Below are 25,424 nucleotides of genomic sequence, written 5' to 3'. Positions count from 1 at the left end.
CAGAATTACAATCGCGGAGATCGGTACTTTTGAGCATGCCAATTAAATCTAAGTTACACACACTGTTATTTGCGGTGCTTTACCTTGCTTTAAGTGCAACACAGCTGAAGGCCCAGCAACTGGCCTTTCCAGGGGCCGAAGGTTATGGTCGGTTTACTACCGGCGGTCGCGGTGGGAAAGTAGTAGAAGTTACCAATCTTAAAGGCGATGAATCGGAAGGTAGCTTAAGAGCTGCTTTGAAAACACCAGGTACTGAGCCTATCACTATTATTTTCAGAGTATCAGGCACCATTGACCTGGCGCAGGGGATGGTAAAAGTGGGCCGATCCAATATGACGATCGCTGGCCAAACTGCACCCGGCGAGGGTATTTGCATTCGGAACGGCACGCTTAAATTCTCTGGAAACAACCTCATCATCCGATACATTCGCTTCCGCCCGGGAGACGAGGCCGGCTTAAGTGATCTGTCGAGCTTAGGGAATGAAAATTCGAAAAACGTCATCATTGACCATTGCTCGCTGAGCTGGTCAAACGAAGAAAGTCATACCGCTTACGACAATAAGTATATCACGGTGCAGTGGTGCATTTTGAGTGAGAGCTTATACAGCTCTTTCGATTCAAAAGGAGCCAGAAGCTATGCGGCGCAGTGGGGCGGACAATACGCCACCTACCATCATAACCTGATTGCAAGTAATGCGAGCCGCTCACCACGTGTCAACGGGGCAAGATCACATGACACCGTCGCATTGGTAGACTATCGCAACAATGTGATTTTCAACTGGGGAAAACCCGGTGCTGTATATGGCGGCGAACTGGAAGTGAATTCTCCTGCTGCTAAATGCAATGTAAACTGGGTGAATAATTACTATAAGCCCGGACCCGCTACCAGTAAAAGTTTGTACTTCGCCGCTCCCTCTTATGAGTCCAGAAAAGGAGCTGCTAAGGGTTATGCCAAATGGTATTTTGCCGGAAACTACATGGAAGGTCAAAAAGGCGGCATGAATGAGGATAACTGGTTGGGTGTTGATGTATCCAAGGTAGGATCTGCAGAAAACATCAAATCAGACCGGGAATTTGAGGTAGATCGCCCCAAGACTGAATCAGCACAAGAAGCTTACAAATCAGTACTAGCAAAAGCAGGCGCCATCTTACCAAAGAGAGATGTGGTAGATCAACGAGTTGTTGCAGAGGCAGCCGGAAAAGTCAAGGTGACGGGAGACGGTAAATACGGAGAAAATACAGGAATGATCGACAGCCAGAAAGCTGTTGGCGGCTGGCCTGTTTTGAAATCTGCTAAAGCTCCTGTTGATTCAGACCGCGACGGTATGCCGGATTCATGGGAGAAGACCAATAGACTTGATCCCAGGAATCCTGAAGATCGAAATAAGGTTGCGGCCGACGGTTATACGATGCTTGAAAAATACATAAACAGCATTATCTAACAGCAAGATCTACGAGGTAAGAGGGCCGTCGTTTGAGAACATAACTTTTCAGTCCCAGCTCTCTTGCCTCTTCAACCCATTGCCTAATACGGTAGTCCTTATTAGTAGCGTCAATCAACAGGAGATCAGTTTTAACTGATCTCAACAAGGTCGACAACTTTAAATAAGGATTACCGGTTAACAGAACCGCGTTCACCTTTAGCCGAGACGAATAGCTGAACGCAGCTGCCTGTTTATCCCATATCAGCAGCCTAAAGTGCCGGTACTGTAACACATTCCCCTGAAAAAGGAAAGGCGTTTTTTCCTCTACCATCCTCATCAGTTCTCCCCCTTGAGCATCTATGGACGGCTTCACTGAAAATGTAAAAGTTTTATTCTCGAAACTTAGGTCGGAATAACAATAAGCTTTGTTCCCATCGAAAACAGCAAAGGCACTGTTTTTTCTCAAACTGTAAAACACGATCTGATGCTGACGCCGCTTCAACATTCTGTCGGATGAGTGCAGGGCAACCAACAGAAATAGAGATACGAAGGAAGCGTAGAGCCACTTTTTTTCATACTTGATCATAAAAAGACTGGCTGTAAGGATCAGCAGAAAAAGCAGTGCGAAGAACGAATGAAACTGGTTGTAATAAATCAGGCTGGCGAAAGGCAGTTTTTCAATCGCATAAAGAATGTTATTGGTAAGATGAATGGTCTCTCGTAAAAATAAAGAGAGCAGATCAAGCAGTAGTGGAAGAGAAACACCGGTGGCAATACCGAGGGCTTTAACACAAAGGAACGCCAGGCCGGAGAACATGATGATCGAAACCGGTAGAACGATCAGTAAGTTACTTAATAGAAAATATACCGGAAACTGATGAAAGTAAAATAAGCCAAGTGGAAAGGTAGATAGCTGGGCAGCTACCGAAACAGCGATGCAGGCCCAAATCTTATCCATCACCCAATTTTTGATGTAGATGAAATGATAGATGGGCGGGTAAAAAAACACCAAGCCTGCAACTGCCAGATAGGAAAGTTGAAATCCTACATCCAGCAGAAAATAAGGATTATAAACGAGTAACAATACTGCAGAGGCTGCTAACAAATTATAGGGATTGCTCCGCCGGTTTAAGGCCTTCCCAATCGTTAATATGCTGATCATAAGAGCGGCCCGGCAGACAGAGGGTGAAAAACCAGTTATCAGGGCGTAAAAAGAGATAAGCAGCACGATGACTACAGCCTGTACCATTCTTGATTTCCGGCTACCATTCAGGAACCATAACAGCTTAGCAAGTATCCAAAGTACCAGCGCGACATGCATTCCTGAAACGGATAGCACGTGCATGGTGCCCGTCTTCGAATAAGCATTCACAATCTCCGGACTCAGATCGGCTCGGTAACCTAAAATAAGAGTAGAAGCAAGAGCTGTGGCTTCCCGGTCTTTTAAATGAACTTCGAAAAAGCTAACTGCTTCCCGTCGCAGACTTTGAGCCAACTCTACTACCCGATTAGCCTGATGGCTTGCCAGTAATTGTAGCTCCTCCGAGCTGCAAAACATTTGAAAGTAAATTCCCTGGTTAGCGAGATACTTTTTATAGTTAAATTCCTGTGGATTGAAAGGAGGATCAACGGGCACCAATTTGTGTGGAAGCAAAAGTTGATCACCATAGCTCAAGCGGGAAAGCTCCAAGGAGTCTAACTTCAGGGCTACAAGAATGGTTCCTGAGGCGGGCATGAACTTATCTTCGGCTAAGGCTTGTTCCACTTTCAATTGAAACCGAAGAATGTCGTTTGCCTTTTTGGGTTCGGAGATCACTGTACCAACCAGGCCCTCTATCTTCCCATCCTTTGCTATTTCGGAAAGATTATAACGGTGATTTTGACTGGTAATGATGTAGAAACAAGCGATGATCAGGACGTTCGCAACCAGGGACGGGAGCCATTTCCTCAGATACAACCGGTACTTCTTATAAGCCGCCAGTAGAAAACCAAAGAGCAGAAGCAATCCTGCCAGCATCGCCGCAAGCATCGGAAAAGCTTGTTCCTGAAAAGGGCAGTTGATGCCAAGGATAACACCTGTAAGCACCGCGATCAGCACTCTAACAAAAACAATTTCCCCTTTGAATAGCACATTCATTAGAATTGATATCTCAATTGAAGTTTGATATCCGACTTTTTATTTCCCTCGATTTCCTCCAAGCCAGAACCGATGCTTTCCAAATTGGAATAGGTGGTTAAGGAGTACCTCATCCAAAAATCAAGACCCTTTACCATACGGTACCGGCCATTCAGGTAAAACCGCGTCCCTCTATGCTGATAAGCCGGAGCGGAAAAACCGTATAGCACATCGTTTTCAAAGGAATAAATTCGGGTGTCGAACCCATCTGTATTGAAAATTGCAAAACGAAAAGATCCGGAAAGGCGCGACTCCATAGACCGGTAATTAACATCCTGAAAAGCAAGGAAACCAAGTTGCCGGCCACTCTTCCCCTTCGAGTAGCTTACTGCTTCCGCCCTGTTGCGAAGTTGAAGGTCCTTGCTAATACGGTAGTTGAGTTCCAGCCGAGCATTTTCCTTGACTACCTTTTCGAGAAAATTTAGAGAATTGGGCAAGTCGTCATTTTCTTCTTTTTGTTCAAACTTGTACCGGAGCACTGCCTTCAGCCGCTTGGAAGGAGCATAACTGAGTTGCGAAAGAATCTCAAAACCCGTGGAAGGAGCATCGGCACGAAAACGAAGCCAGGGAAATCTGTAGAAGTCGGCATAGGTGGCTATTTCCAAGCGACGATTGGGGTTGAGGACTAAACCAGAGTAAAAGCCTCTTTCGTTCACTGCTTCCGTTGCTTCTGACAATGCCTGGTTGTAGAACGAAAAATACCGGCGGGAATAGTCCCGATGAAGCGCTATAAAGGAAACGTTAGACGTCAAACTGAGCAATGCACCATTTACGGTTGCGGTACCTTCGCCTATGCTGTGGGCAGTCTCGCCAAAGAGATAGATATTTCTGAAGTTGTAGGAGTAGTTTAGCCCCAGGTTACTCAGCTTGTCGCCGTCAAAGCTGAACTTATCGTATTCATTCTTTCCAGCCTCAAACGGCTTGTCTAGAACAGTCCGACTAAAGGTAGCTCCAATTCGCAAGCCCGATAGCATCAATTGGGAAGCAAGACCGTAGCTAGTTTGCCTGAAACTTCTCCGGATGTCAAGTTCATTCGAAGTACGGTGCAGTCCGGAGACACTTACTGAGCTTATCGCGCTATCAGAGGAAATACTTCCATCCAGGTAGCGCAGTGAAAAAAAGGGAGTAAGTTCCAGTTTTTTAATTACTACCGTTGCTGCTGCGCCCCGCATAAATTGCGACTCGTTAGTAGAAGTGTAGGACCGTAGTCCGGCAGGGTTTTTAACAATCGAAGTCACCGCAGCACCCTTTCCAAAACCGAATCCCGACCACAAACTCAGGCCCTGTCCAAACTGCAGACTATAATCGCCGAGTACCATCTCCTTCAGGCGGCCCGCTTTTTTAATTGAAAGACTTCCCGAATAGAAGTCGAATCCTCGCGGCTGACTGGAGGAGAACAGACCTTCTCCCGCATCTTTTTCCATATTCAGCGACAGCTTCAGCTCTTTACCAAGGTTATAGCGGTACCGAGTTAACAAACGATGAGGAGAACCTAGATAACGAGATCGGGAACTTGTATCCGGAATGCGAAAGCCGGCCTGACGCTCAAGCACCTTACCATAAGTAAAAATCAGATCGTGCCTCCCCTTGCTGATCAGGTTTTTAAGCGTTAAATGTTTTAGCCCGAACCTGGGCTGTATCGTAACAAATGGCAGAAGCCGGGCGATGGTTTCGGAATCGAAGCCCTCAACAGCCTGTAACTCCATCAGTTCGATCAGCTCTCCATTTTCTTTCAGATAAGTTAATAGTTGGGTTATTTGAAGTGGAGACAGAAACGTCAACTCCTGTAATTCACTCACGGTGGTATTATTCAAATTTATAGGATGTCTGCGATAAAAATGCAGCCGTTCCACCAGCTCAGAATAATCAGCATCTTCCGCTGCGTTTTCAGCCAGCGCTTCAACAATTTGCTCGACAAGCAATTCTTCTTCCGACTGCGCCTGCACAGCTGAAGCCAACAACAGGTTTAGGATCCCGAGGAGCAAAATATTCCTAGAACTCATAACCTAAAGCTATTTGCGGAGCATATCCCAAGGCGGGATGGACTGAAACAGCGGCATCAAAGCAAAAGCCTTTTAGCTTATAGCCAAAGCCGCCGAACTGCATAAAGGGATTAACATTCAGGCCTCCTCTGAAAGCAAATGCGGAGGCTGGTGCGTACTCGAGACCCACTTTAAAGTCTGTTACCGAATTCAGCTCCTGAGAAATTGCACTGCTGAGAAGAAGTCCCTTTGAGAATTGGTAAGAAGCACCGAACTGCAGCATTACAGGTATAGGCGCATCTATTTCGCTATCGAATTTACTCTGGTTGGGATTGGAGATATGCGCACCGAGAAGAAGGCTCCTCCCCGCCTGATACTGCAGACCGGCCTCCACAGAGAAAGTACGGGTGTTGCCGTACTGAGGTACGCTGAGCTGATGAAAGTTATAATTAAGCGCAAGCGCTACCGACTTCCCAAACTGCTTCGCATAGGTCGCCGAAAAGCGCTGTTCCGCATATTTTGAAAAGCCGTAGTTCTGGATCCCAATCCCAAATACATTACTTTTTACCGGGTACACCAGCACTAGCGACTGTGTACTTACTTCTGAATTGATATAGCTGCTTTTGTAGGCGCCCGCTACTGTAGGTTTTAAAAGGCCAGTGATTCCTGCCTGGTTCGCATGAAGACTCCATACGTCGTGAAGTGCAACCCCTGTATTTCCAAGGCTGGTGAGCCTTGGTCCTGCATTTATTTCCTGCGCGTATAAGGTCGGTCCCCACAGGAAAAGGGCGATGAAGAAGGTCCCTTTCATTGTGATAGTAGGTTTAAATTTTATCTAAAATAAAATATTTTAAGTATATAGCGTTACAAATAGATTATAAATCTATCTAAGAAGTCTAGCAAGATCAAAACGAGATGAAAAAAATTCTTTTAAGCGTAATAGCCTTATTATTAGTTACTACCACTTTCGCGCAGAAAAAAGTCAGCGAAGGCACCATCACTTACCAGGTAGAATGGCAGCTACCACCGCAAATGCAGCAAATGAAGGCGATGTTCCCTCCTGAAATTACCGTTTACTTCAAGGGAGACTCTTCAGCATCAGAAACTAAGTCGCCTATGTCGACGGCTAGAAGTGTGATGAACCCTAAAACAGAGTATCAACGCCTTTTATTAGATATCCCGATGATGGGCAAAAAGTATTCGGTATTATTTACACCAGATGATCAGGAGCAGATGAAGGAACATTGGCCTGAGCTTACTGTAACGCCTGGTACTGAAACGAAGACTATTGCCGGCTATAATGCAAAGAAACATACCGTTACAGAAAAGAAAAGCAATACCACCTTTGATGCCTGGTTCACCAAAGATGTAGACATTACCCAAAATTCTCTTACACAGTTCTTTGATGCGTCTTACGGTTTCCCCCTACAATTCAACAGTTTTCAGAATGGAGTAGGATTGAAAGCTACCGTGAAGGAAGTCAAATCGGGTTCGGTTCCTAAAGGTTCTTTTTCAGCAACTAAAGAATATGAAGAAATCACCTTCGCTCAGTTGATGGCGATGATGAACAGGAGATAATAATATCTTCCCATTTCAATTGAAAAGCCTGCGAAAAATTCGCAGGCTTTTTTATTGCTACACTTCCCGTGAGTCTTTCAACTATGATCCGCTAACCTCTTGATCAGAGGTATTAATTACCTCTATAATCAGCTCATTTGATTATTTGTGGATCACTGATGAGGCATCTAACCCCACCTGCTTTCTCCTCTGTTCAGGTGAAGAATCACCTTTTCCTTCTTCACGACGCTAAATCCGGGGATATTTGAACCTGGTAGAAAAATGATTTCTATAAAAGTTGTGGGTCGTATGGTTAGCTTTATTTGACGCTCAACTCCGCGCTACTGCAGATGGGTAAACTTCCCTGCTGCGCGCCTTAGCAGCCCTTTTTCATCGTCACAAAAAAACCTTTTCCTTTAATCCACTCTACACAACCTAGTTTCGCCAGATGCCAATAGGCTCTGTAGGCGGTCACTTTTGAAACCATCAGCGTTCGGCTTAAATGTTTGGGTGATGGTAGGGGTGAAAGATCGCCGTATTTGTCTTTTTTAATGGCTGATCTAATCTGCTCCGCCAATTGTTCGTACAGAGGAATCTCAGAATTGGAATCGAGTCTGACTGCGTTCATTGGTTATTCGTTTCTGTGTAAAACTTCCTATTACTAATATGCTGCGGATGGGTCGGCGGCAAAAGCGCCTCCCCTTTAGGTATTTCCGATAAACAAAACTAAAAACGCAGCCTGCTCCCGTCTTATTCATTTCAGCATTTCTCTTGTCCAAAATGACATTTTAAGGAGCAAGGATTGGAGAAGCAGGAAAACCCGAAAAGAATTCTTATTCTGACAAGACCGGGGCCGGCAACGGATGCTCCGTTGCTACTAGGAGCGGCAACACCACCTCGACAACAAAGCCCCGGGGACGAATATTTTGGGCTCGTATTTCCGCTCCATGAAGCTCAATCAGCTCTTTAGCAAGCGCCAGGCCGATGCCGGTTCCCTTCAAAGGCCTTTCCCCCTGCTGTTTGCCTTCGTAGTAAAGCCTGAAGATGTTGCCCAGCTCTGCTTCTGGTACCCCCGGACCTTCATCCTGGATTTTAATCCTTACTTTTTGCTCCCCCTGGCTTTTTTCGACGATGATGGTCACCGTACTATTATCTGGTGAAAATTTTAATGCATTGGACAGAATGTTGTAAATAACGATGTCCATCTTCTCTGTATCGACAGATACAAATGCTTCCGTCATCTCAGAGAGAATTTTGATCGAAATATTTCGCTGACCGGCGGCCTCAACAAAATAACCGGCTTCCTTTCTCAGGAAAGCAATCAGTTCAAGCCGGCTCAGCTTTAACTCTGCCATGCCACTTTGAACCTTGCGCAGGTCCAGCAGCTGATTGAAGAAACGAAGCATACGACCTGCATTGCGAAGGACCAGATGGAGGTATTCTCGGCCCTTGTCTGAAAGATCCTCGTTGCGGATCACTTCCTCCAAAGGATTGATCACCAGGCTCAGCGGCGTGCGGATCTCGTGTGACGCCTGGGTGAAGAAGTTTATCTTCAGCTCGGCCATCTGTTTCTCTACAGCGATATCCCTTCGCAAACGAAGCATAGTGGTTGCAATATGCTTTACAATCAGCAGGATCCCGAGAGCAACAGCAGCATACAGAAGATAGGCCCAGCTGGTTTTCCAGTAGGGCGGCTTTATGACAATGGTTAATCTTTTTAAGGGCCCGTTCTTGTAAGTACCTCCATCTCCTCCCTGCACTTCAAAGGTATAGGTGCCTGGCTCCAGGTTTGTATAAGTTACCCTTCTCGCTCCCCGGTTGTTCTGCCATTTACTATCGTAACCAAAAAGGCGGAAACTGTACTGTATTTTGTCCTCCACCCGGTAATCAAGAAGGGTGTAAAATAAACTGATATTATTTTGATGATGATCGAGAATTAAGGTATCCAGATAATTCACGTTTTTCCCGACGTTCATCCCGGCTCCGGCAAGAAAAAACTCATTGTTTATCTGCAGGTCGGTCAGTACTATGGTGCCCGAAACTTTTTCTGAATTAACTTCCTGAGGCTTGAAAGAAAAATAGCCCCTTACAGTTCCGAACAAGATACTTCCGTCCTTCGCCTTCACACACGAGGCCTCTGAGATTCCCGAGACAGACAGCCCGTCAAAAGTGTCGAAGTTCCTGATCTGTTTAGTTTTCGGCGAAAACCGGGAAACGCTGTTCTGAGCCCCCAACCACAGATTCCCGGCGTCGTCTTCCACACAGCTTAGTAAACAATCATTTGCCAGACCGTTCCTGGTGGAATAGTTCACAAACTCCAGTTTCTTCAGCGCATCCCCCATCGCCTGATTTAAACCACCGGAGGAAGTCAGCACCCACATAATCCCTTGCCGGTTCCGGTAAATAAACTGCACGTCATCGTCGCCTAAGCTCTTTATGTTGTTGGGCTCTTTCCTGTAGACCCGAAAGCTGCCGCCCCCACTGTTTGCCGGCTGCGGATTGAAAACGAGTAGCCCTCCGGTGGTACCGATCCAAATATTACCCTGCTGGTCTTCCGCTAAAGAACGGACCCGACTATGTGCTTCTCGTGGATAGTTGAAAAAGTAGTTATCGATCGTTTTGAAGGATGTTTTTCCGGCTGTCTCATTCACCATGATTAGCCCTTTCTCGAATGAACCTGCCCAGATCCGTCCTGCTCTATCCTCCAGCAAAGAATAAATAACATTGCTTGAAATAGATGAGCTGTTAGGCGGATCAACTGCAAAGCGCCTGACACGATATCGGGTACGGCCCTGGTCGAGCGGCTCTGCCTTGAATAAACCAAAGCCTTTAGTACCCAGCCACACGTTCCCTCTTTTATCCTCCAGAATACAGTATACCCTTTGGGGGATGTCTCCCTCCAGCAGGCCGTCCAGCACCTTTTCGTTTTGCATCACATATAAACGACCTGTGCGTGTTCCCATCCATAACCTGCCGGCACGGTCAGAAAACATACCCCTTATATTATTTTCTTCCTTTGTAATTTTATCTCCGGGAATAAAAGACTGCCGGAAAGGACTTCGGCTTATCACACATTTTTGTACCCCACCGAGCGAACTTGTTAGCCACAGCACATTTTGCTGGTCATACATCAGGATCTTTACCTCGGGATGAAATGAATTGAGCGATTGAAAATCGTCGTACGTAAAGTCGATTTCTCCGGTGGAACGGTTATAGCAACCAAATCTGCTCCCCTTTTGATTGATCCATACGTTGCCCTGCTTATCCTCCAGCACCTGATAGTCATAGTTGTTGTTTTCCTTAATAATGTAGTCGGGTGAAGGATAAAAGTAGAACCGCGAGACATTGCTTGCCGGGTCATATTTCAGGATACCGCTTCGTTGAGGCTCAACCCAAAGTAGTCCTCGGCTATCCTCGAAGAGAGAGAAAAGCGACTGGTTTTCTATTTTAACCCGCTTTACCGGCTTATCCCTATTAAACTCCAAACTGATAATTTCCTTGCCCGCGGTGGTGCAGTATAACCTTCCCGGATTTGCAGACATACGCACTGCATGAATAATATGGTCGGAGAGTTTATGCTTTGTCAGCCTCCCGGTTTTTCGGTTAATAACTACGACATATCCCTGAAAAGTACCAAAACAAGCATAGTTGGGTCCCACCGACACAGAAGTGTAATGAAGTTTCGAGAGATCTTCGCCAATGTCTACTGGTACGAAAACACCATTTCGTTTTTTCAGGATTAACAGACCTTTATCTGTGCCTACATAGACCGTATTCGGGTCGGGAAGATTGAAGAAACGAATCTTTTTAGGAGGAAGAGTGCTTACACTGCGAGTGGTATCGCTATAATGAGATACCTTCATCTTTTCCGCGGCGGAGGTAGTGATCAGATAAAGACCCTGATTAGTGCGAAGCCATAGATTGCGTTTGTCTGCCGATTTAATCTCCTTGACTTGTACTGATCGCAAGTCGGGAGCCGAAACCAGTTCTGTTAAAGCGTGGAATGTTTCCTTCTGTTTATCAAAGCGGTACACTTTCTCATCGTCCGCAAGGAGCCATAAAAAGCCATCCTTATCTTCCAGAATGTCGTTGATCCTGTTATTCTTTAAGCTGGAGTTATCGCCAGGGTATGACTTATAGGTTTTGAAGTTGTAGCCATCAAACCTGCATAGACCAATAAAGGTTCCGAACCACATAAAGCCTTCCCGGTCTCTCAGACTACAGAGCACCCGTCCGTCAGAAAGCCCCTCCCGCAACGAATACTGCTTCATCACACAGCGTACCTGAGCCCCTGCGTAGGAAGATAGCAGCAGTGAGAAAAATAAAAGCGAGCTAACAATCAGCGACCTCATCAATAGAATTACTCAGGTTCATTATTTTGGCCGAAGCATGCAGGCTTCAGGCCGACTTTAGTTCTGGTTGATTTACAGGACAAGTTATCAATTTTTGTTCATCCTGGGGCTAATGCCGGGAAAATCTATAATTTTGAGACCTCCAACTAAATCAATTTAAGCTGTCAACTGCAAGTGGAATTTAAAAGTAATGAAGGTGGCCAGGCTGCATTGCCGTTGTTGCTGCTTCAGCGTTAACTATCAGTCCAACTTATCATTATAATTTGTATGCTTTCCTGGTTTAAAAAAAGACGAATTGAAGAATCGAGCCCTCAAACAAGCCGGGACCGGGACGAGTATTTGGCGGATAAGGAATTCAGGATATTGGAGGAACAGGTAAGGGACTTCAACTTCCACGCCCAACAGTTAAAAGAAAGTCTGAGCCAGCTACAGTCGGAAACATCTCGGGAGGAGATCCGTCTGCTTATCCGGCTGGTGTCCGAACATTTGGACCGGGTAAGGGCATCGCTAAACACCCCCTTAGAAGACGAACAGCAAAGAGGCAGGAACGGCGAATCAAAATATGTACTGAAGGAAGAGCTCGTGCCGAAGGCAGGAACAACCGCCCGCAGCGACAGAGAAAAAGAGGAAGACAAACAAAATTTGAATCTCTCCTTTCAGTCGGAGGAGCTGCTGGAGACCAAAGAACCCGCGCAACAGTTAAAAAAGAAGATTTTACTGGTAGAAGACAACCCGGACCTGCGGATATTTTACAACCTGGCCCTTTCCCCGTATTATGAAATACTGGAAGCTGCCAATGGTGCTGAAGGCCTTCGCATGGCAGAAGAAGAGCATCCTGACCTGATCGTAAGCGACCTGATGATGCCCGTAATGGATGGCATAGATTTCTGCAAGGCGATCAAGAGCGATATCGGTACCAATCACATCCCCTTTATTATTCTCACCGCTAAAGATGCTGTAACTTCCCGGCTGGAAGGCACCCAATCAGGGGCAGACATCTACCTTTCGAAACCGGCAAGCGCGGAGCTATTGCAGGCCACCATAGAAAACGTCTTCCTGCAACGACAGAAAATACGCGACTATTTCAGCAAAAAGCATTATTCAGACGCACTTAAACTCGTACAATCCAGCAAAGAACAAGAGTTCATATCGAACATCATCCGGGTGATCGAAGAAAACCTGATGAACGAAGCATTCGAGGTAGACCTGATGTGCAAGGAATTGAACCTTGGCCGTACCACTCTGTACCAGAAGATAAAGAGTTTGACAGGCCAGTCCATTGTAGAATTTGTGCGATCCTACCGGCTGAAAAAGGCGAAAGAGTTGCTGACACATCAAGGCTTATCCCTCTCTGAAGTAATCTTCAGAGTAGGGATCCAAACGCCCTCCTATTTCACGAAAGCCTTTAAAAAGGAATTCGGTCAAACGCCCTCGCAGTTCATGGACGAACTAAAAAAGCGCCCGCATTAGCTGGCAACTTCTGATTTATTGATTCCATATCGGAGTGATACTAGACCGGTATCATAAGTTTTGCTCTCCAGCAGTGTAAGCTGTGTACGGTGGTCCTCCTCCCGAAAGAGACGTTTACCCTTTCCCAGCAATATCGGATGCACGGACATCCACAACTCATCTACCAGTCCTGCATCCATTAACGCATCTGTAAGCGAAGCTCCACCGAATAACCAAATGTCTTTACCCGGCTGCTCTTTGATTCTTTTCGCTTCCGCGATGCTATCTTCAGCCAGTAACATGGCACCTTGCTTTACAGAACTCAGCGTTCTGGAAAAAACGTACTCCGTAACGGGCGGCATACCGGGCACCAGCTCCACAGTATTGCCATCAGCATGTTGCTGCAGCATCTCATAACTTTTGCGACCAATAAAGATGGCGTCAATCTGCTTAAAAAACTCGTTGAGACCATAGTCCTGGTCAGTAAAGCACCAGTCATACTCTCCATTCGGACCTTCAATGTATCCGTCCAGCGTTATCGCCAGTCCTAATATTAATTTTCGCACGTTTTTTTTATTTATACCGCGAAGTTGCACTAGCCTTGGCAGATCCGATTGTACAAAACGGACATCAGTATAAAAAGTAATTGGCTTGTATCAGCTCGCCGGGACTGCAACCCGTGTACTCCTTATAATCGCGGTTAAAATGTGCCTGGTCGTAATAGCCGCTCTCATAAGCAAGGGCGGTTAATGACCAGCTGGGATGTTTTTTCAGATGGGATAATGACCGGAGAAACCTGTTTACACGCAGGTACTCTTTGGGAGACAGGCCCAGGTACTGCTGAAATTTCCGGGACAAGTGCCGTTGGCTCCATCCCGAGCGATCAGCCAGCTCCGCTACTGTCAGCAAACCTCCGGAATCCTCCACCTGTTTCAAACAATACTCCAGGTGCAGGTCCCCTTGGTGCCGGGCCAACAATTGAACCAAGTGTCGCTGCAGGAAATCCGCCCGCGCCCCATTATCCCGAGCATTAGCGAGCACCTCTTCTATCTTCATCTCACCATCCCTCCATAAATCACACAAGTCAGTTGTAGTATCTGTGACCACATGCATAGGGATCCGGAAAAAGGGATAGGCCTTACCGGGATAAAAACAGACAGCAAGACAGCCGGAGCCTTTTCGCATTTGAACATCTCTTGCCTGACTCATCCGAAAGGTAACGATGCTCTGCTTGTGCAGTTCGCCCTCAATGATGGCTACAGGCGTAGTCGTGTAATTCACAAAGATCTCTACACAGGCGTCGGGCAGCACGCGGATGTAGCGGGTGTCTGCCTCCTCATCGCAGTCCATGGAGCATACCGACTTTACATAGGGCTGCAAAGCGGGGATGATGTCGTAGAATTGCAAACGCATGCTTAAAGATAGCGATAGTTAAGTTTTTGACGGCAAAATACCGGAAATAGGCGAAGCCTGCTGTACGATCTGGAAAGCCGTTCGTTTTCTGTAACAGTTTTGCTATACCATCACTTTAACGCGACGAATTAACTATGTTCAAACTTAGTTTATTCGTCAACAAACAACCAGTTTTAATTCGCTAATAGTTATGAGGAAGTTCATTCTGTTCATCATTGTCTTTTGTGGTATCGTGGCTCAGCTGCAGGCACAATTACCGGCCTTTCCAGGGGCGGAAGGTTGGGGCCGGTATTCTAAAGGAGGAAGAGGCGGTGTTGTCTTGAAGGTAACTAACCTGAACGACAGCGGACCAGGCAGCTTCCGGGAAGCAGTTACTCAGGCCGGGCCGAGAATTGTTATTTTCGAGGTTTCAGGAACCATAGATCTGACGTCGCCGATTGAAATCAATTCTCCTTACCTGACCATCGCGGGACAAACTGCTCCCGGTGAGGGGATCTGCCTGAAACGTTTTCCCCTAAAGATCCATAACACACACGATATCATTATCCGTGGCATTAGGGTAAGACCGGGTACGGAATCGGGATTAATAGGAAGCGAGATAGACGCGCTTAATATCGATAACTCAGAGAATGTGATTGTAGATCACTGTGTGTTCAGCTGGTCGGTTGATGAAGGGATCAACACCTGGCACGGAGCCAGGATGATCAGCGTGCAATGGTGTATGATGAGCGAACCTCTCAATCATTCGATTCATGAAAAAGGAGCGCACGGCTATTCGGGATCTATCGGTGGCTATAAATCTTCTTTCCACCACAACCTCCTTGCTAACGGTGCAGCAAGAAATCCAAGTATAGCGGGTAATAACCAGGCTCCTACTGTGCTGCTCGACTTCCGCAATTGTGTGATCTCCAACTGGGGACACCGTTCCTGCGACGGAAAGCCGCTATCCATCAACTTGGTAAACAACTATTATAAACCAGGGCCGGCTACCAATGAAGATGTAAAAAGGCGGATCGCACGTATCGATAATGCGGAGAAGCTAGGCTTTTCCGGTTTATGGTATGTGGAGGGAAATTATGTTGAAGGATATCCTGAAATCTCTGCCAACAACCGCGCTGGCGGCATAGATTTCGAGGAAGGAACGACTCCTGAAAAAAACCTTCGTAAACAAGCTTTTGAAGTGGCTCCTGTGACTACCCAATCGGCCCGCGAAGCTTACGAGCTGGTGCTGAAGTATGCGGGCTATTATCCTCAGCGCGACAGTCAGGAAAAACGCATCCTGGAACAGATCCGGACAGGAAAATATTCCTCGAGTAAGAACGGACTGATCGACCGGGTGGAACAAGCTGGTGGCTGGCCCGAGTTGAAACAGGGAAAGCTTCCAAAGGATAGCGACAAAGACGGTATGCCCGACGATTGGGAACGTAAAAATGGTTTGAACCCTGCTAACCCCTCCGACGCTGCGAGTATTGCTGCCAGTGGCTATATGAATATTGAGAGCTATATTAATAGTTTGCTGCCTGATATTTATAGTCAAATCTGACAGGTAACGCTCTGAGAGGAAAAGCGGATTAGGTTTGGGAGTGCCCTCCTATTCGCTTGTTGTTTCTCGTTTGTAGACCGGCGGACTCCCCACACCTACTTCCCGATAAGCACATGGTATGCTGCCGGTACACTCACTCCGCGGAAGCGGTTAGTTAGTCCATAGAACATAGCCGCCGTTAGCAGAAAACCGAGCGTTAAAATGGCTATTGCTTGTTTCCCAGGTGTCCATCCTAAAAAGGAATATTGCATTTTCTGACGATGAATAGCGGCCAGGTGCCCGAAAAAAGACAAGCTGGCCAGACCGTAATAGGGAACAAAAAACAGGCTGAACGGAAAGGTATTGAGCCCGGCAGTACCATAGTAGAAATTCGTGTCCAGATGTAAAACGAAGCGCCCTACCAAAACGGAACTAACATGAATAACAACGAAAATGGCCATGTATAGCCCGGTCCAACGCTGCAGCTTTTCAGCCCGTGATGCCGCCGACCGGGTACCAATGAATAGTTTAAGCCCGGAAAGAATTTGGAGCACGACTGCTGCCAGCACCAAAGACTCCACCAGTATATTGCGATAAAAAGGTCGTAATGTTTTCATCACAGCAATATGACTTTCGATTCCTCCAAGGCTACAGAGGTGATTGAATAGATGGATTCCAATGAAAAGGGTTAATAGCAGGCCGGAGGTGTAATGCAGTTTTTTTAGGGTCATAACTCAAGGGCGAAGGTAGAAAATTTAACCGTCAATTAAGTCTTGACCTATAGGCGCCGGGCTGACTGATAGTAGCTGAAATAAGATTTGTATATTCGGACAATTTAAATCAATCATCACAATTATTGCATGAACTATCCTAGATCCGTTCGACAAGTAGCTCTCCTTGTTGCTTGTCTGTTTCTATTTGCCTGTAAGAAAGAACAACCTGCCAAAGAAGAGGGTGCTGCTGTCCCCCGAACCGTTTACTGGACTGTGAACGAAGGCAGCGATGGTGGCGCTATCATGAAGGGAACGACCAGCGCCGACGGCAAAACCGGCATTGAGGTGCTCTATAATACAGGCGAAGGCGTCAGAATTCCATGGGGTATAGCCGTCGATACCATCAGAAATTACGTTTATTGGATAAATGGCTCCAATTCACTGACCAGTGCTTTAGATGTAGTGAGGGCTCCTTTAGATGGAAAAGGGCCAATGGAAGTAGTTTTCAGCAAAGACTACAAAACGAATTTCTTTTTGGACTTATACCTGGATGTAGAAGCGAATGCTCTCTATCTCACCAACTCTTTAAGTGATGACCGGCCGCTTAATTCAGCAGAAGGGCCACATGTAAGAAAAGCGGAAATTTATAAGCTCACTCCGGGAACCTCGCAGACGACGGCAAGCCTCCTCTACAGCATCAATACAGACGCAGCTATATCCGACGTAAAAATAGATAGAGCAGGTGGAAAGATCTATTGGGCGATGGGCATCATAAAGGATAGCGGCGTAAATAATGGCTCGGCAAAGATCATGCAGGGAAGCCTGAGCGGCCAGCAAACTCCCCAGGTGCTTTTTGACCAGTCGGATGGCCTGCTATATTGCTGGAACATTGCGTTGGACACGAACAATAAAAAGATCTATATCAACACTTTCGATGGCGACACTAATTCCTCCGCTGCACAGGAAGAGAGCGGCATCATCATGCAGGGTAATATGGACGGTTCCGGGTCTCTGGACAAGCTTTTCCAGGAGCCGATGATGATGATCGGATCTAACGCACTTCCGGTATTGATCCTCGACATGGAGCTTGATCAGCAGAAAAACTATCTCTACTGGATGACCAGTAAGAATGATGGTGAAATCAGAAGAATGAAACTTTCGGACAAGTCAGTTGAGACCAGCTATACCGGGTTGAAGAACGGCTTATATTTTGACGTGCTGGGAAATTAGACAATGAACCAGTAGCAACTCCCCGGGTAGCCCCACTTAAACAACAAGGGCGTAAACAGCGCCGACCCTGTTTATAGCCCTTATCCCTAGAGTTAAACGGGACTCTACGGCTTTCTTGTAAAGAGAGCAGAGAGGGTACTGGATGCAAGGCCAGAAGTGCAAAACCGCTAGGAAAATTTCCCTTAAACTATATCTTTGTTGAAGCGGACTAACAACTTCATTTCATCAGATTGCTGCTGTCCCCTAACAATTGTTTCATCATGAGATTAGCCCTTTTTAAATTTATTGTTTACATCCTGCTTACTTATCCCGCCTTCGCCCAACAAAGATTTGAGCCTAAACAACTCGTGGAGGTGGAATGGAAAGGCAAGTGGTATAAGGCCCGCATTCTCGAAGTGCAGGGAAACCATTACAAGATCCATTACGAGGGATATGCCGCTTCCTGGGATGAAACCGTGCCCGCTTCAAGAATTCGGATAGCGGATCAAAAGGGTAAACCTAGAGAAGCAGCTAGCGCCCAAGCTTCAGTTCGGTTTGGAAAATACGGATGCACCGCATCGAAATACTCAGATGGCAGCTATACTTACATTCCCAAAGGTTCATTTCAGCTAAATAAAAATGGCACTTACGCTTACAACGGATTCAGCAAGGCCAGTACCGGTACATTCAGTGTCGATGCTTCCGGCGTAATCTCTTTTAGGCAAGGGTATTTTAACGGAGGCCAGGCGACGCCGATTCAGGGCTACGACAACAGGTATTACCTTGTTTTTCCAACTATCCCCGATGGACGCTGGACTTGCAGCCTGATCACCGCGGAATAGGTACCGAGGGCAAGCAGATTGTTAGTGTAGCTTCACCATTTTCATATCTGCTTCATCAGAACGACGGTCATGTTCCCTGCTAAGCTTCCCTGGGCGGTGCACTCCGGTCAGCTGTCTACCCGCAGCTTATTCCAGGCAATCACTTTCACTCCGTCTGAGTAGTGAATCACATCGGGCTTTCCTACCAACGTTATTCCTCCCATCCGGTAGGCAACCTTTAAGTCGAGTTGCTCCACCTGGTACAGGCTCCATGGCTTGTGATGGATTTCATAGCGGAAAAGGCGCCCTGAATTATCCATGTACAGGCAATATTTCTCGGTGAGGAACAGGTCCAGGGCGGACTTCCCTATTTCTTTGCTGCCAATTCGAAATGAGGCATCCAATTGGAAATCTCGCTTTCTATTGACTGATGTATAGCGTTGAACGACTCCGCTCCGGCGCCGGATAGAGACAGGCTCATAGGGAAGTCCGGACAACACCCGAGCCGTGTAGGCGGAGAGGAGCTTGCCTGCTTCTATACTTAAAAAGTAGACGCCAGGTTTTTCTCCCCACTGGACATAGGTTCTGAGGTTGATCTCATCAAAGTTGGAGATCAAGCCGACAGCAGGGAAACCTTTCGGTCTGATCTGTTCCATGGTGAAGGCCACTAAGGAAACCCATGTGGCGCCGTTGAAAGTATCGAGCTCAAGTTGAGGCGGCACTAATGGTCGCAGCTGTTCGGCAGGTACCTCCCAATGCAAAAACAGGGCGCGATTCCATTCCTGATAGTACGTCCACTCTTCCACTGGCAGCGGCCAGGGGCGGTAATCTGTGACACTGAAAATTTCTTGAACTGTCTTCATATATCAATTTCTGGGATGGTAACCAGAAGGGAAAAATGGCTTTTCTAGGGCTAAGCCGATGCTTTAACTATTATTAGTAAGCGTTCCTTTTTTCAAACTTTTTAGATTATTCCATTCCTCGGGAGTGGTTAGACCTAAGAGATCAACCATTTGCAAATAACCAATCTTCTCTTTGACATAGTACGCTAACAGCACCTCTTTAAATCGTACAAGATGACAAGCTTCATATTTTTGAAATCTAATTCTTCTGTCTGGCGAATCATTTAAATAGACTTTTAGCCAATTTCTTGTGCCGTTTGAAAGGCTATTCTCAAAAGAAAACCGATCATCTTCATAAAGGCCGAGCCAATCTCCTCCTTCAAATTCAATTTTTTCAATCCGATCAATCGAGATTATTTCTCCCTGAATTCTAATGCTGTCTTTTTCAAAAATTATTTCTCCATCTAATTTCCCATAAAGAGGCTTGTACTTGCCCATAGAAATGAACTTCAATACTATCCCGGCTATATAGCAACAGAGGGCCAGAGAAATTACCGTATCAAAAATAGCGGTGTTGTGGTCAAAGCCAAACAGGTGAAGAACAAAGCCTACAAACAGCAAAAGTGCCAGTGCTGAATATATGATACGTGTGCGACTTAGGTAATACTTGTCAGGATGGTATATTTCTAGCTTCTCCATGCTTCATTCGAGAATTGAACTAAGGGTTTATCTTCATTGGTCTTTTTCATTAATAAGTTATTTTTTTGGGAAGCTTACAGCGGACAAAAAGCACTTCATTATCACCTGGCACAAAGCTTAGTTAAATGTAGAAAATTTGCGAGAAGAACGTCACCCGCCATTTTTGCAAAGGTGTTGTTAGCGACCGCCTTTCTTTGCCTAACGTTCTCCGCTAAAAGTAGCCAGGTATTTAAAGCGGTTTCCTGAATCTTTCCTATAAACTTTCAGCTCAAGACTATTCGGCGATTTTGATATCGAGTCGCCCACAACTAGTTCTGCTGTATCTCTACTCATGTTAAAATAGTCGCAGCCAAACGATGAAGTAGAATCGTAAATGATATTCAAATCCTCCTCGATTACGATATTCTACTTTTGTTATCAAGGCATCTATTTTAGTCCCTAACAGTCGTTTCTCATACGAGTATTTCCCCACATTAACATAAACCACTCCAACTATGAATATTATAATATTACAACAGTCATGAAGTTAGAGCGAGATTTCATTTTTGATTTCTGAGGGTTTTGTGGTTACCGCTAACGGTTAAGGATTTGAGCTGTAGCAGATTTCAAAAAGTCGTAAAACAGCAACCGAAAGTTCGTCCTGGTTGCTGTAATATTCGTCAAGCTCACCAAAAGTCGTATAGGTCGATATGTTAAACCCTTCTTCGATGTCATTAAACCAGATAACTCGGACTCCACAAATTGCCACCACCCAAAAACCGCCGCCTTCGTTACCATATTCTTTCTCGCTCCACTTTTTCGGCTCAACTTTAATGAGATTCCAAAAGTTCAACAATTCCCCGTTTAGCTCATTCTCGGTTTTATTGATGTGGTCGTACAATTCAGTTAAGGGTATTGGAGTCCAGTCGGTCATAGAGAATATGGTGAGTTTTTATTGTTTCACCTGTCGGTTTGTATTTGTATTGTGCGGGATTGATAGCTCGTCACTTTGTACCAGCACAAAGGTATTTAAAAGCACATCACTTAATACTACAGATCCAACCCGGATAATTCAAATACTTTATTATGCGGCGTTTTTACTATGGAACTTGTATTTCCCTATAAATAGCAAGTGGGCTAACCGCAATCTTAGGATAGCTAGGGACAAAAAAGAACTTTTCGAAATTCTCGAAGGTAGAAAAAACGTGTCTAAACGCCTTTTCAAACCTTGCCTCTTCTTTTAACTCATCATCCGAATATCCGAGATATTCATCATTTAGGTCCACTCGGACATCATCTTTCTGTGGGCATGAAGTTATTATTCCAAGAATTGAAAGCTTAATATTTGGCCTACTTCCATATGTATAAATAACGTTTTCAAAATTGCCATTAACAAGATGTTCACTTTTTAAACTGGCCAAAATCTGAAAGTCATTAAATACGTCGAAAGGGGCTAAGCGAAAATTTAACCGATTTGGCGAAAACGTGTTAAGGAAGATCTCTACTCTTTCTATAAAAGTTTCATCTAAAAACGAAGCGTTTGATTCTTGTTCTAAAGCCTTGTCAAAATTCTTCTCAATTGCTTTCAGCTTTAGTAGTTCCTTATGGTTCGCATGCGAGTTTGCCTTAAGTCCTTTTTTAATTTCATTGATCTGGTCTTTGATTTGTTTAACTTCTGGATTCGTTTCTAAGCCAGAGGCGAATATTAATCGTTGAATATCGTTGAAGTTATTCATTATTCGTTTAAATCGCTCGAAATCCTCGAAGGTACTCCACCCTGTTGCTTTAACGTAAGTGTAGCTAGGCACCTCTTCCAGAAATTCATTAAAGGATCTATCTCCCTTTTCGAAGCTAGCGTTTAAATCGGTTAGAATCTTTTTTCCAAAAAGAGTATGTTCAACTTGATTAAGAAGCTCGTGATATATTTCAATGGTTTCAGTTCGTATTGTTCGCTCTTTGTTAGCGCCAGCAACCTTCGATTTCAGCACTTTTATATCGAAGCCTAGCTCTGATGACATTCCTCCTTCGTTTTCGATCGCCCTAGTTAGTTCACTGATTATCCCACCAGCTAACTGGCTGTTTAACGACTTTGCTTTATCATAATCAAAATAGATGAGGTCTTTGATACTGTCCATTACAGTTTTTGTTCAAATTTATTTAAGAGCCTGAAAAAGTGTAAAAAAAATTTTATAGCCATGCTGGCTTAGTTGGCGAAGTATCTTAAAATGCCGCCTAACGGTTTGGCGCTTGGCGCAGTGGCGAATTTCAAAGTACATAACTGTCAATACACCACAAAGGTTGATTAGTGGTAGAATGTTTATTTAACCACTTCAACCGCCATTGCGCCAAACGCCTGTTATAGGCAGGCCTTTTAGTCTTTGTCCCATAGCTTCAAAATTGCATTGTCGTACCAAACAATTGTATTTTCATTGATAATTAAATAAAAAACAATGTCTTCTAAAATTGGAAGAAGGAAATTTTCTAAAACTATCAAAGCCGCATTTCCAATTACATGATGATTCAATAAAGTTTGATGTGTCAAATGAAATTCGGTTTCTCTATTATGAACCATTGAATTTCTGAAAGCATAAACTAGCTTAGCAAAGAAATGAGGAAGAGTGTCTGCTGTTATATCACCATGTAATATTGTATTTCCTTTTCCAGTCTTAATATTTAAAACATCAATTAGATAATTAACTTTTACCGTGTCAACAAATGAGCCTGGAATTAACCCCGTCCATCTGTTTAATATTTTTACATTGAATGTTTGTCCAGGAGTATGCTCCAAAGCTAAAACGGTTTCGAAAAGCTTCTTTAGCATATTTATTTCTGAATCGTTAATCCTATCATACATCCGCTTAAAATCCCGTATTGAGAATACTTCTCCCGATGAATCTCTTTCAAGTTTAACTAGAGGCGATTTGTACATGAAATTTTCAAAAACATGATATATTCTTAAGTATTTGTCCAAAATATCCTTTTGGTAGTTATACTCGCTTATGATACCGAGTGAATCTGAAAATTGTTGATAGTTCTTTCCTAAAGAAATTATATAGGTGGCTGGTATGGCTGGCGGTGATAGATATTCATAAGAATTATGAATAATTTCGCCATTTTTTATTATGTGAAGACACAATGTTGCCCATACGATCTTTGGCTTTGCGGAAAATGTTGACTTTACTAAAACATATTTTGGAGCATTTAAAGGAGCTGCAGCTGACCCTAATTTCGACAAAAGATGATACAGTATATGAACACCACTTGATATTGAATCAATATAATTTTTGAACTCGGTGCTTTTATTGATATTGAACAGAAATAATGAATGCGTCATGTCTATTGTGTCAAAATGTAAAAAGTTATCTTGAACAATATCCTCATTCATTTCAACAATTTCGAAATCCTCTACTGCTACCTCTTCCTCTAAATTTAATGTGTCCGTTCCTCCAAATTCAGTTGTCAACTTTTGGATGATACTGATAATTGCCACTATTTCAGTCTTCCTGAAATTTGGGAAAGTGCTAAAACTGTCATTATACTCGGTAAGGAAGTCTAGTAAATTTGTAAAATCAGGATAGAATTCCCTTCTCAACTGAGTTTTCGTGATTTCTCTTTTCTCCGTAGCGATTTTTTCAGAGATATCTATCAATTTATTTTGGCCTTCTTCATCCAAGGCATCATGAAACGCCGCAAAAGAGGCACCGTCTATTGTGAGATTATTTAAGAGAGCGATTAGATTAGGGTATATTATATCAATTTTTCTCATACGGTTTGACCTTTAAAGTGGTTAGACCATATGATTATTTGCTCATTGTTTAGAAGCAGTGCATATATTCCATTGTAAATTGCGCTCTTGTTTACGGTTCCGATATTTATTTTACTTAGGTCAAGGCTATTACGAACTACTTCATATTCCGTCAAATTAAGCGAAGCAGGGTTTTTTACAATGATTTCGTCCAACTTTTCTAACATTGTCAATGTAGAATGAGATTCTTTATTTCTGAATTTGCCTAGGGCAGCAAACATTCCAACTAAGGATACTTCTCGGCCCATCCATTTTGTACCTAGTTCACCAAACTGTTTTTCAATGGAAGTGTCTAATTTTAAAAGTATTTCAATGAACTTGTGTAGGACCTCATAGTTAAAGTAGTTGTCAAACTGTTCAATATCAAAATCTGACGATTGAGTTTTATGAACCAAATTGACATTTGCAGTTATTGGTCTGCCTTCATTTAAAGAAAGAATTGCGGTAATAAGATGAGAAAAATGAAACTGCCCCTTTTTTCTATTCTTGCTAAATACTGTTGAGTTAGAATCTTTTTCTCTTATCAACTCAAATGAATCAAGCCCTGATTTTTTGATTATAGGAATCAGATTCAAAAATAAAAGTTCAAGTTGGTGTTGCGTCTTTACGGGTTTATGGCCAGCATTTAGAACTAGCATCTTATTCACTTCCTGCTGAGGTGTTAGGTTAGACCATATTTCAAACCATTGATAGTTATTAAAGCAGTTTTCAACGGCAACTTTTTGTTGCGATGTTGACTTTTCTTTGTAAAACTTAATTATTGCTTCTAAAATTTTTGAATTTGAATTTATTTTTTCAAGTTGTTCAGAATAGCGCCTTGATAACTGTATCCTTTTTAGCTCAAGTATTTCGTCCGATATTAAAACTTGGGCATTGAAAAATTGAATAGAATCCCAAATTAGCTTTAAGCGATATGTTCTTTGAAGCCCATCGAGAATTTTAAACTCAGTTATTGTTATATTTTCATTCTGAATTGTGAAATTTCCAGCATCGATTACTAATACAATTGGCGGAATGTGCTTTTGTTGAAGTACTGTGTCAATTAAACTATCTAAATAGGTGTTAGTAACAATTTCCCTTTGAACTTCATAGTCCTGGTAACCCAAAGACAGAGAAGTGACAAAATCAGAGAGAGTTATTTTGGTCAAATAGCAAGTCCCTCCGTTTTCTTGCATTTTGTCTAATATTATACCGTTCATTATTTATGAAATTTTATAATTCGATTTGGAGTATGGTGTTCATTAGGCTTGCCTATAACGGTTAAGGGTTTAAGTTGTGCCCGATTTAAAGAAAGTATCCTGTCGCTCAGCACTAAAGTAATTAAAAAGTAGAAAAGAACTGATTCACGTCGCCCGGGCATAATTTAAAGCATCCATGTAAAAGCAGTAAATTTAAGTAACCATAAACTGCGAAATCATGGACACAAAACTTACTGCTTTACCAAAGCTATTCATTGGTTTAGATATTCACAAGAAAAGTTG

Annotated in this window: 21 protein-coding genes; 6 read left to right on the top strand and 15 right to left on the bottom strand. The window is 44.0% G+C overall.

The window, feature by feature from the left end; genetic code table 11:
- Nucleotides 1-35 precede the first annotated feature (35 nt).
- Nucleotides 36-1,442: a polysaccharide lyase family 1 protein gene (locus tag J4N23_RS16355; protein ID WP_207428827.1), complete on the top strand. Its 1,407-nt coding sequence runs from the start codon at nt 36-38 to the stop codon at nt 1,440-1,442.
- Here the strand turns inward: J4N23_RS16355 and J4N23_RS16350 are convergent.
- The 3 genes from J4N23_RS16350 to J4N23_RS16340 are packed head-to-tail and all read right to left on the bottom strand — an operon-like array spanning nt 1,435 to nt 6,393.
- Nucleotides 1,435-3,561: a ComEC/Rec2 family competence protein gene (locus J4N23_RS16350; RefSeq protein WP_207428825.1), complete on the bottom strand. Its 2,127-nt coding sequence runs from the start codon at nt 3,559-3,561 to the stop codon at nt 1,435-1,437. The genes J4N23_RS16355 and J4N23_RS16350 overlap by 8 nt on opposite strands.
- Complete coding sequence (locus tag J4N23_RS16345; RefSeq protein ID WP_207428823.1) at nt 3,561-5,603, bottom strand: helix-hairpin-helix domain-containing protein; 2,043 nt, start codon at nt 5,601-5,603, stop codon at nt 3,561-3,563. Before J4N23_RS16345 ends, J4N23_RS16350 begins: the two co-directional genes overlap by 1 nt.
- Nucleotides 5,593-6,393 carry a hypothetical protein gene (locus J4N23_RS16340; RefSeq protein WP_207428821.1) on the bottom strand — a complete coding sequence of 267 codons (801 nt, stop codon included), beginning with the start codon at nt 6,391-6,393 and terminating at the stop codon, nt 5,593-5,595. The genes J4N23_RS16345 and J4N23_RS16340 overlap by 11 nt, the downstream gene beginning before the upstream one ends.
- A gap of 104 nt (nt 6,394-6,497) precedes the next feature.
- Here J4N23_RS16340 and J4N23_RS16335 point away from each other — a divergent pair, with 104 nt between their 5' ends.
- Nucleotides 6,498-7,160 carry a hypothetical protein gene (locus J4N23_RS16335; protein WP_207428819.1) on the top strand — a complete coding sequence of 221 codons (663 nt, stop codon included), beginning with the start codon at nt 6,498-6,500 and terminating at the stop codon, nt 7,158-7,160.
- 355 nt (nt 7,161-7,515) lie between these two features.
- Here the strand turns inward: J4N23_RS16335 and J4N23_RS16330 are convergent, their stop codons facing one another.
- Complete coding sequence (locus tag J4N23_RS16330) at nt 7,516-7,767, bottom strand: GntR family transcriptional regulator (protein WP_207428817.1); 252 nt, start codon at nt 7,765-7,767, stop codon at nt 7,516-7,518.
- A 205-nt stretch (nt 7,768-7,972) separates the two neighbouring features.
- The gene (locus tag J4N23_RS16325; RefSeq protein WP_207428815.1) at nt 7,973-11,491 is read right to left on the bottom strand and encodes a sensor histidine kinase; all 3,519 of its coding nucleotides are present in this window, start codon (nt 11,489-11,491) and stop codon (nt 7,973-7,975) included.
- Nucleotides 11,492-11,758: 267 nt separating this feature from the next.
- Between J4N23_RS16325 and J4N23_RS16320 the strand changes: the two genes are divergently transcribed.
- Nucleotides 11,759-12,961 carry a response regulator gene (locus J4N23_RS16320; protein WP_207428813.1) on the top strand — a complete coding sequence of 401 codons (1,203 nt, stop codon included), beginning with the start codon at nt 11,759-11,761 and terminating at the stop codon, nt 12,959-12,961.
- On the opposite strand, the gene J4N23_RS16315 is transcribed toward J4N23_RS16320, so the two are convergent.
- Entirely contained in the window at nt 12,958-13,506 is a 549-nt protein-coding gene (locus J4N23_RS16315) for a dihydrofolate reductase family protein (RefSeq protein ID WP_207428811.1), read from the bottom strand. The two genes, J4N23_RS16320 and J4N23_RS16315, sit on opposite strands and share 4 nt — an antisense overlap.
- Nucleotides 13,507-13,570: 64 nt before the next feature.
- Nucleotides 13,571-14,353: a helix-turn-helix domain-containing protein gene (locus J4N23_RS16310; protein ID WP_207428810.1), complete on the bottom strand. Its 783-nt coding sequence runs from the start codon at nt 14,351-14,353 to the stop codon at nt 13,571-13,573.
- A gap of 190 nt (nt 14,354-14,543) precedes the next feature.
- On the opposite strand from J4N23_RS16310, the gene J4N23_RS16305 reads away from it, so the two are divergent.
- A complete protein-coding gene (locus J4N23_RS16305) occupies nt 14,544-15,896 on the top strand; it encodes a polysaccharide lyase family 1 protein (protein WP_207428809.1) in 1,353 nt (450 codons plus the stop codon).
- A gap of 95 nt (nt 15,897-15,991) precedes the next feature.
- On the opposite strand, the gene J4N23_RS16300 is transcribed toward J4N23_RS16305, so the two are convergent.
- Nucleotides 15,992-16,606 carry a hypothetical protein gene (locus tag J4N23_RS16300; protein WP_207428808.1) on the bottom strand — a complete coding sequence of 205 codons (615 nt, stop codon included), beginning with the start codon at nt 16,604-16,606 and terminating at the stop codon, nt 15,992-15,994.
- A gap of 129 nt (nt 16,607-16,735) precedes the next feature.
- Between J4N23_RS16300 and J4N23_RS16295 the strand changes: the two genes are divergently transcribed.
- Entirely contained in the window at nt 16,736-17,818 is a 1,083-nt protein-coding gene (locus J4N23_RS16295; RefSeq protein ID WP_207428807.1) for a hypothetical protein, read from the top strand.
- A gap of 260 nt (nt 17,819-18,078) precedes the next feature.
- Nucleotides 18,079-18,639: a hypothetical protein gene (locus J4N23_RS16290; protein ID WP_207428806.1), complete on the top strand. Its 561-nt coding sequence runs from the start codon at nt 18,079-18,081 to the stop codon at nt 18,637-18,639.
- Between the two features lie 107 nt (nt 18,640-18,746).
- Here the strand turns inward: J4N23_RS16290 and J4N23_RS16285 are convergent, their stop codons facing one another.
- From J4N23_RS16285 to J4N23_RS16260, 7 genes are all read right to left on the bottom strand, one after another.
- Nucleotides 18,747-19,481: a YqjF family protein gene (locus J4N23_RS16285; protein ID WP_207428805.1), complete on the bottom strand. Its 735-nt coding sequence runs from the start codon at nt 19,479-19,481 to the stop codon at nt 18,747-18,749.
- Nucleotides 19,482-19,544: 63 nt separating this feature from the next.
- On the bottom strand, nt 19,545-20,159 hold the full coding sequence (locus J4N23_RS16280) for a hypothetical protein (protein WP_207428803.1): 615 nt from the start codon (nt 20,157-20,159) through the stop codon (nt 19,545-19,547).
- 198 nt (nt 20,160-20,357) lie between these two features.
- Entirely contained in the window at nt 20,358-20,492 is a 135-nt protein-coding gene (locus J4N23_RS21115; protein WP_255534839.1) for a hypothetical protein, read from the bottom strand.
- A 247-nt stretch (nt 20,493-20,739) separates the two neighbouring features.
- Nucleotides 20,740-21,072 (bottom strand): hypothetical protein, encoded by a 333-nt coding sequence (locus J4N23_RS16275; RefSeq protein ID WP_242689265.1) that lies wholly within the window; start codon nt 21,070-21,072, stop codon nt 20,740-20,742.
- A gap of 166 nt (nt 21,073-21,238) precedes the next feature.
- Entirely contained in the window at nt 21,239-22,273 is a 1,035-nt protein-coding gene (locus tag J4N23_RS16270; protein WP_207428802.1) for a hypothetical protein, read from the bottom strand.
- Between the two features lie 236 nt (nt 22,274-22,509).
- Entirely contained in the window at nt 22,510-23,904 is a 1,395-nt protein-coding gene (locus J4N23_RS16265; RefSeq protein ID WP_207428801.1) for a hypothetical protein, read from the bottom strand.
- Nucleotides 23,901-25,142 (bottom strand): hypothetical protein, encoded by a 1,242-nt coding sequence (locus J4N23_RS16260; protein WP_207428800.1) that lies wholly within the window; start codon nt 25,140-25,142, stop codon nt 23,901-23,903. The genes J4N23_RS16265 and J4N23_RS16260 overlap by 4 nt, the downstream gene beginning before the upstream one ends.
- Between the last annotated feature and the right edge of the window lie 282 nt (nt 25,143-25,424).

Origin of the sequence: Pedobacter sp. SYSU D00535 (genome assembly GCF_017355855.1) — a bacterium.
In the GTDB taxonomy this organism is placed as follows: Bacteria; Bacteroidota; Bacteroidia; order Sphingobacteriales; family Sphingobacteriaceae; genus Desertivirga.
Note: the sequence above shows the minus strand (reverse complement) of the source record. Positions and strands in the feature narration are given on the sequence as shown.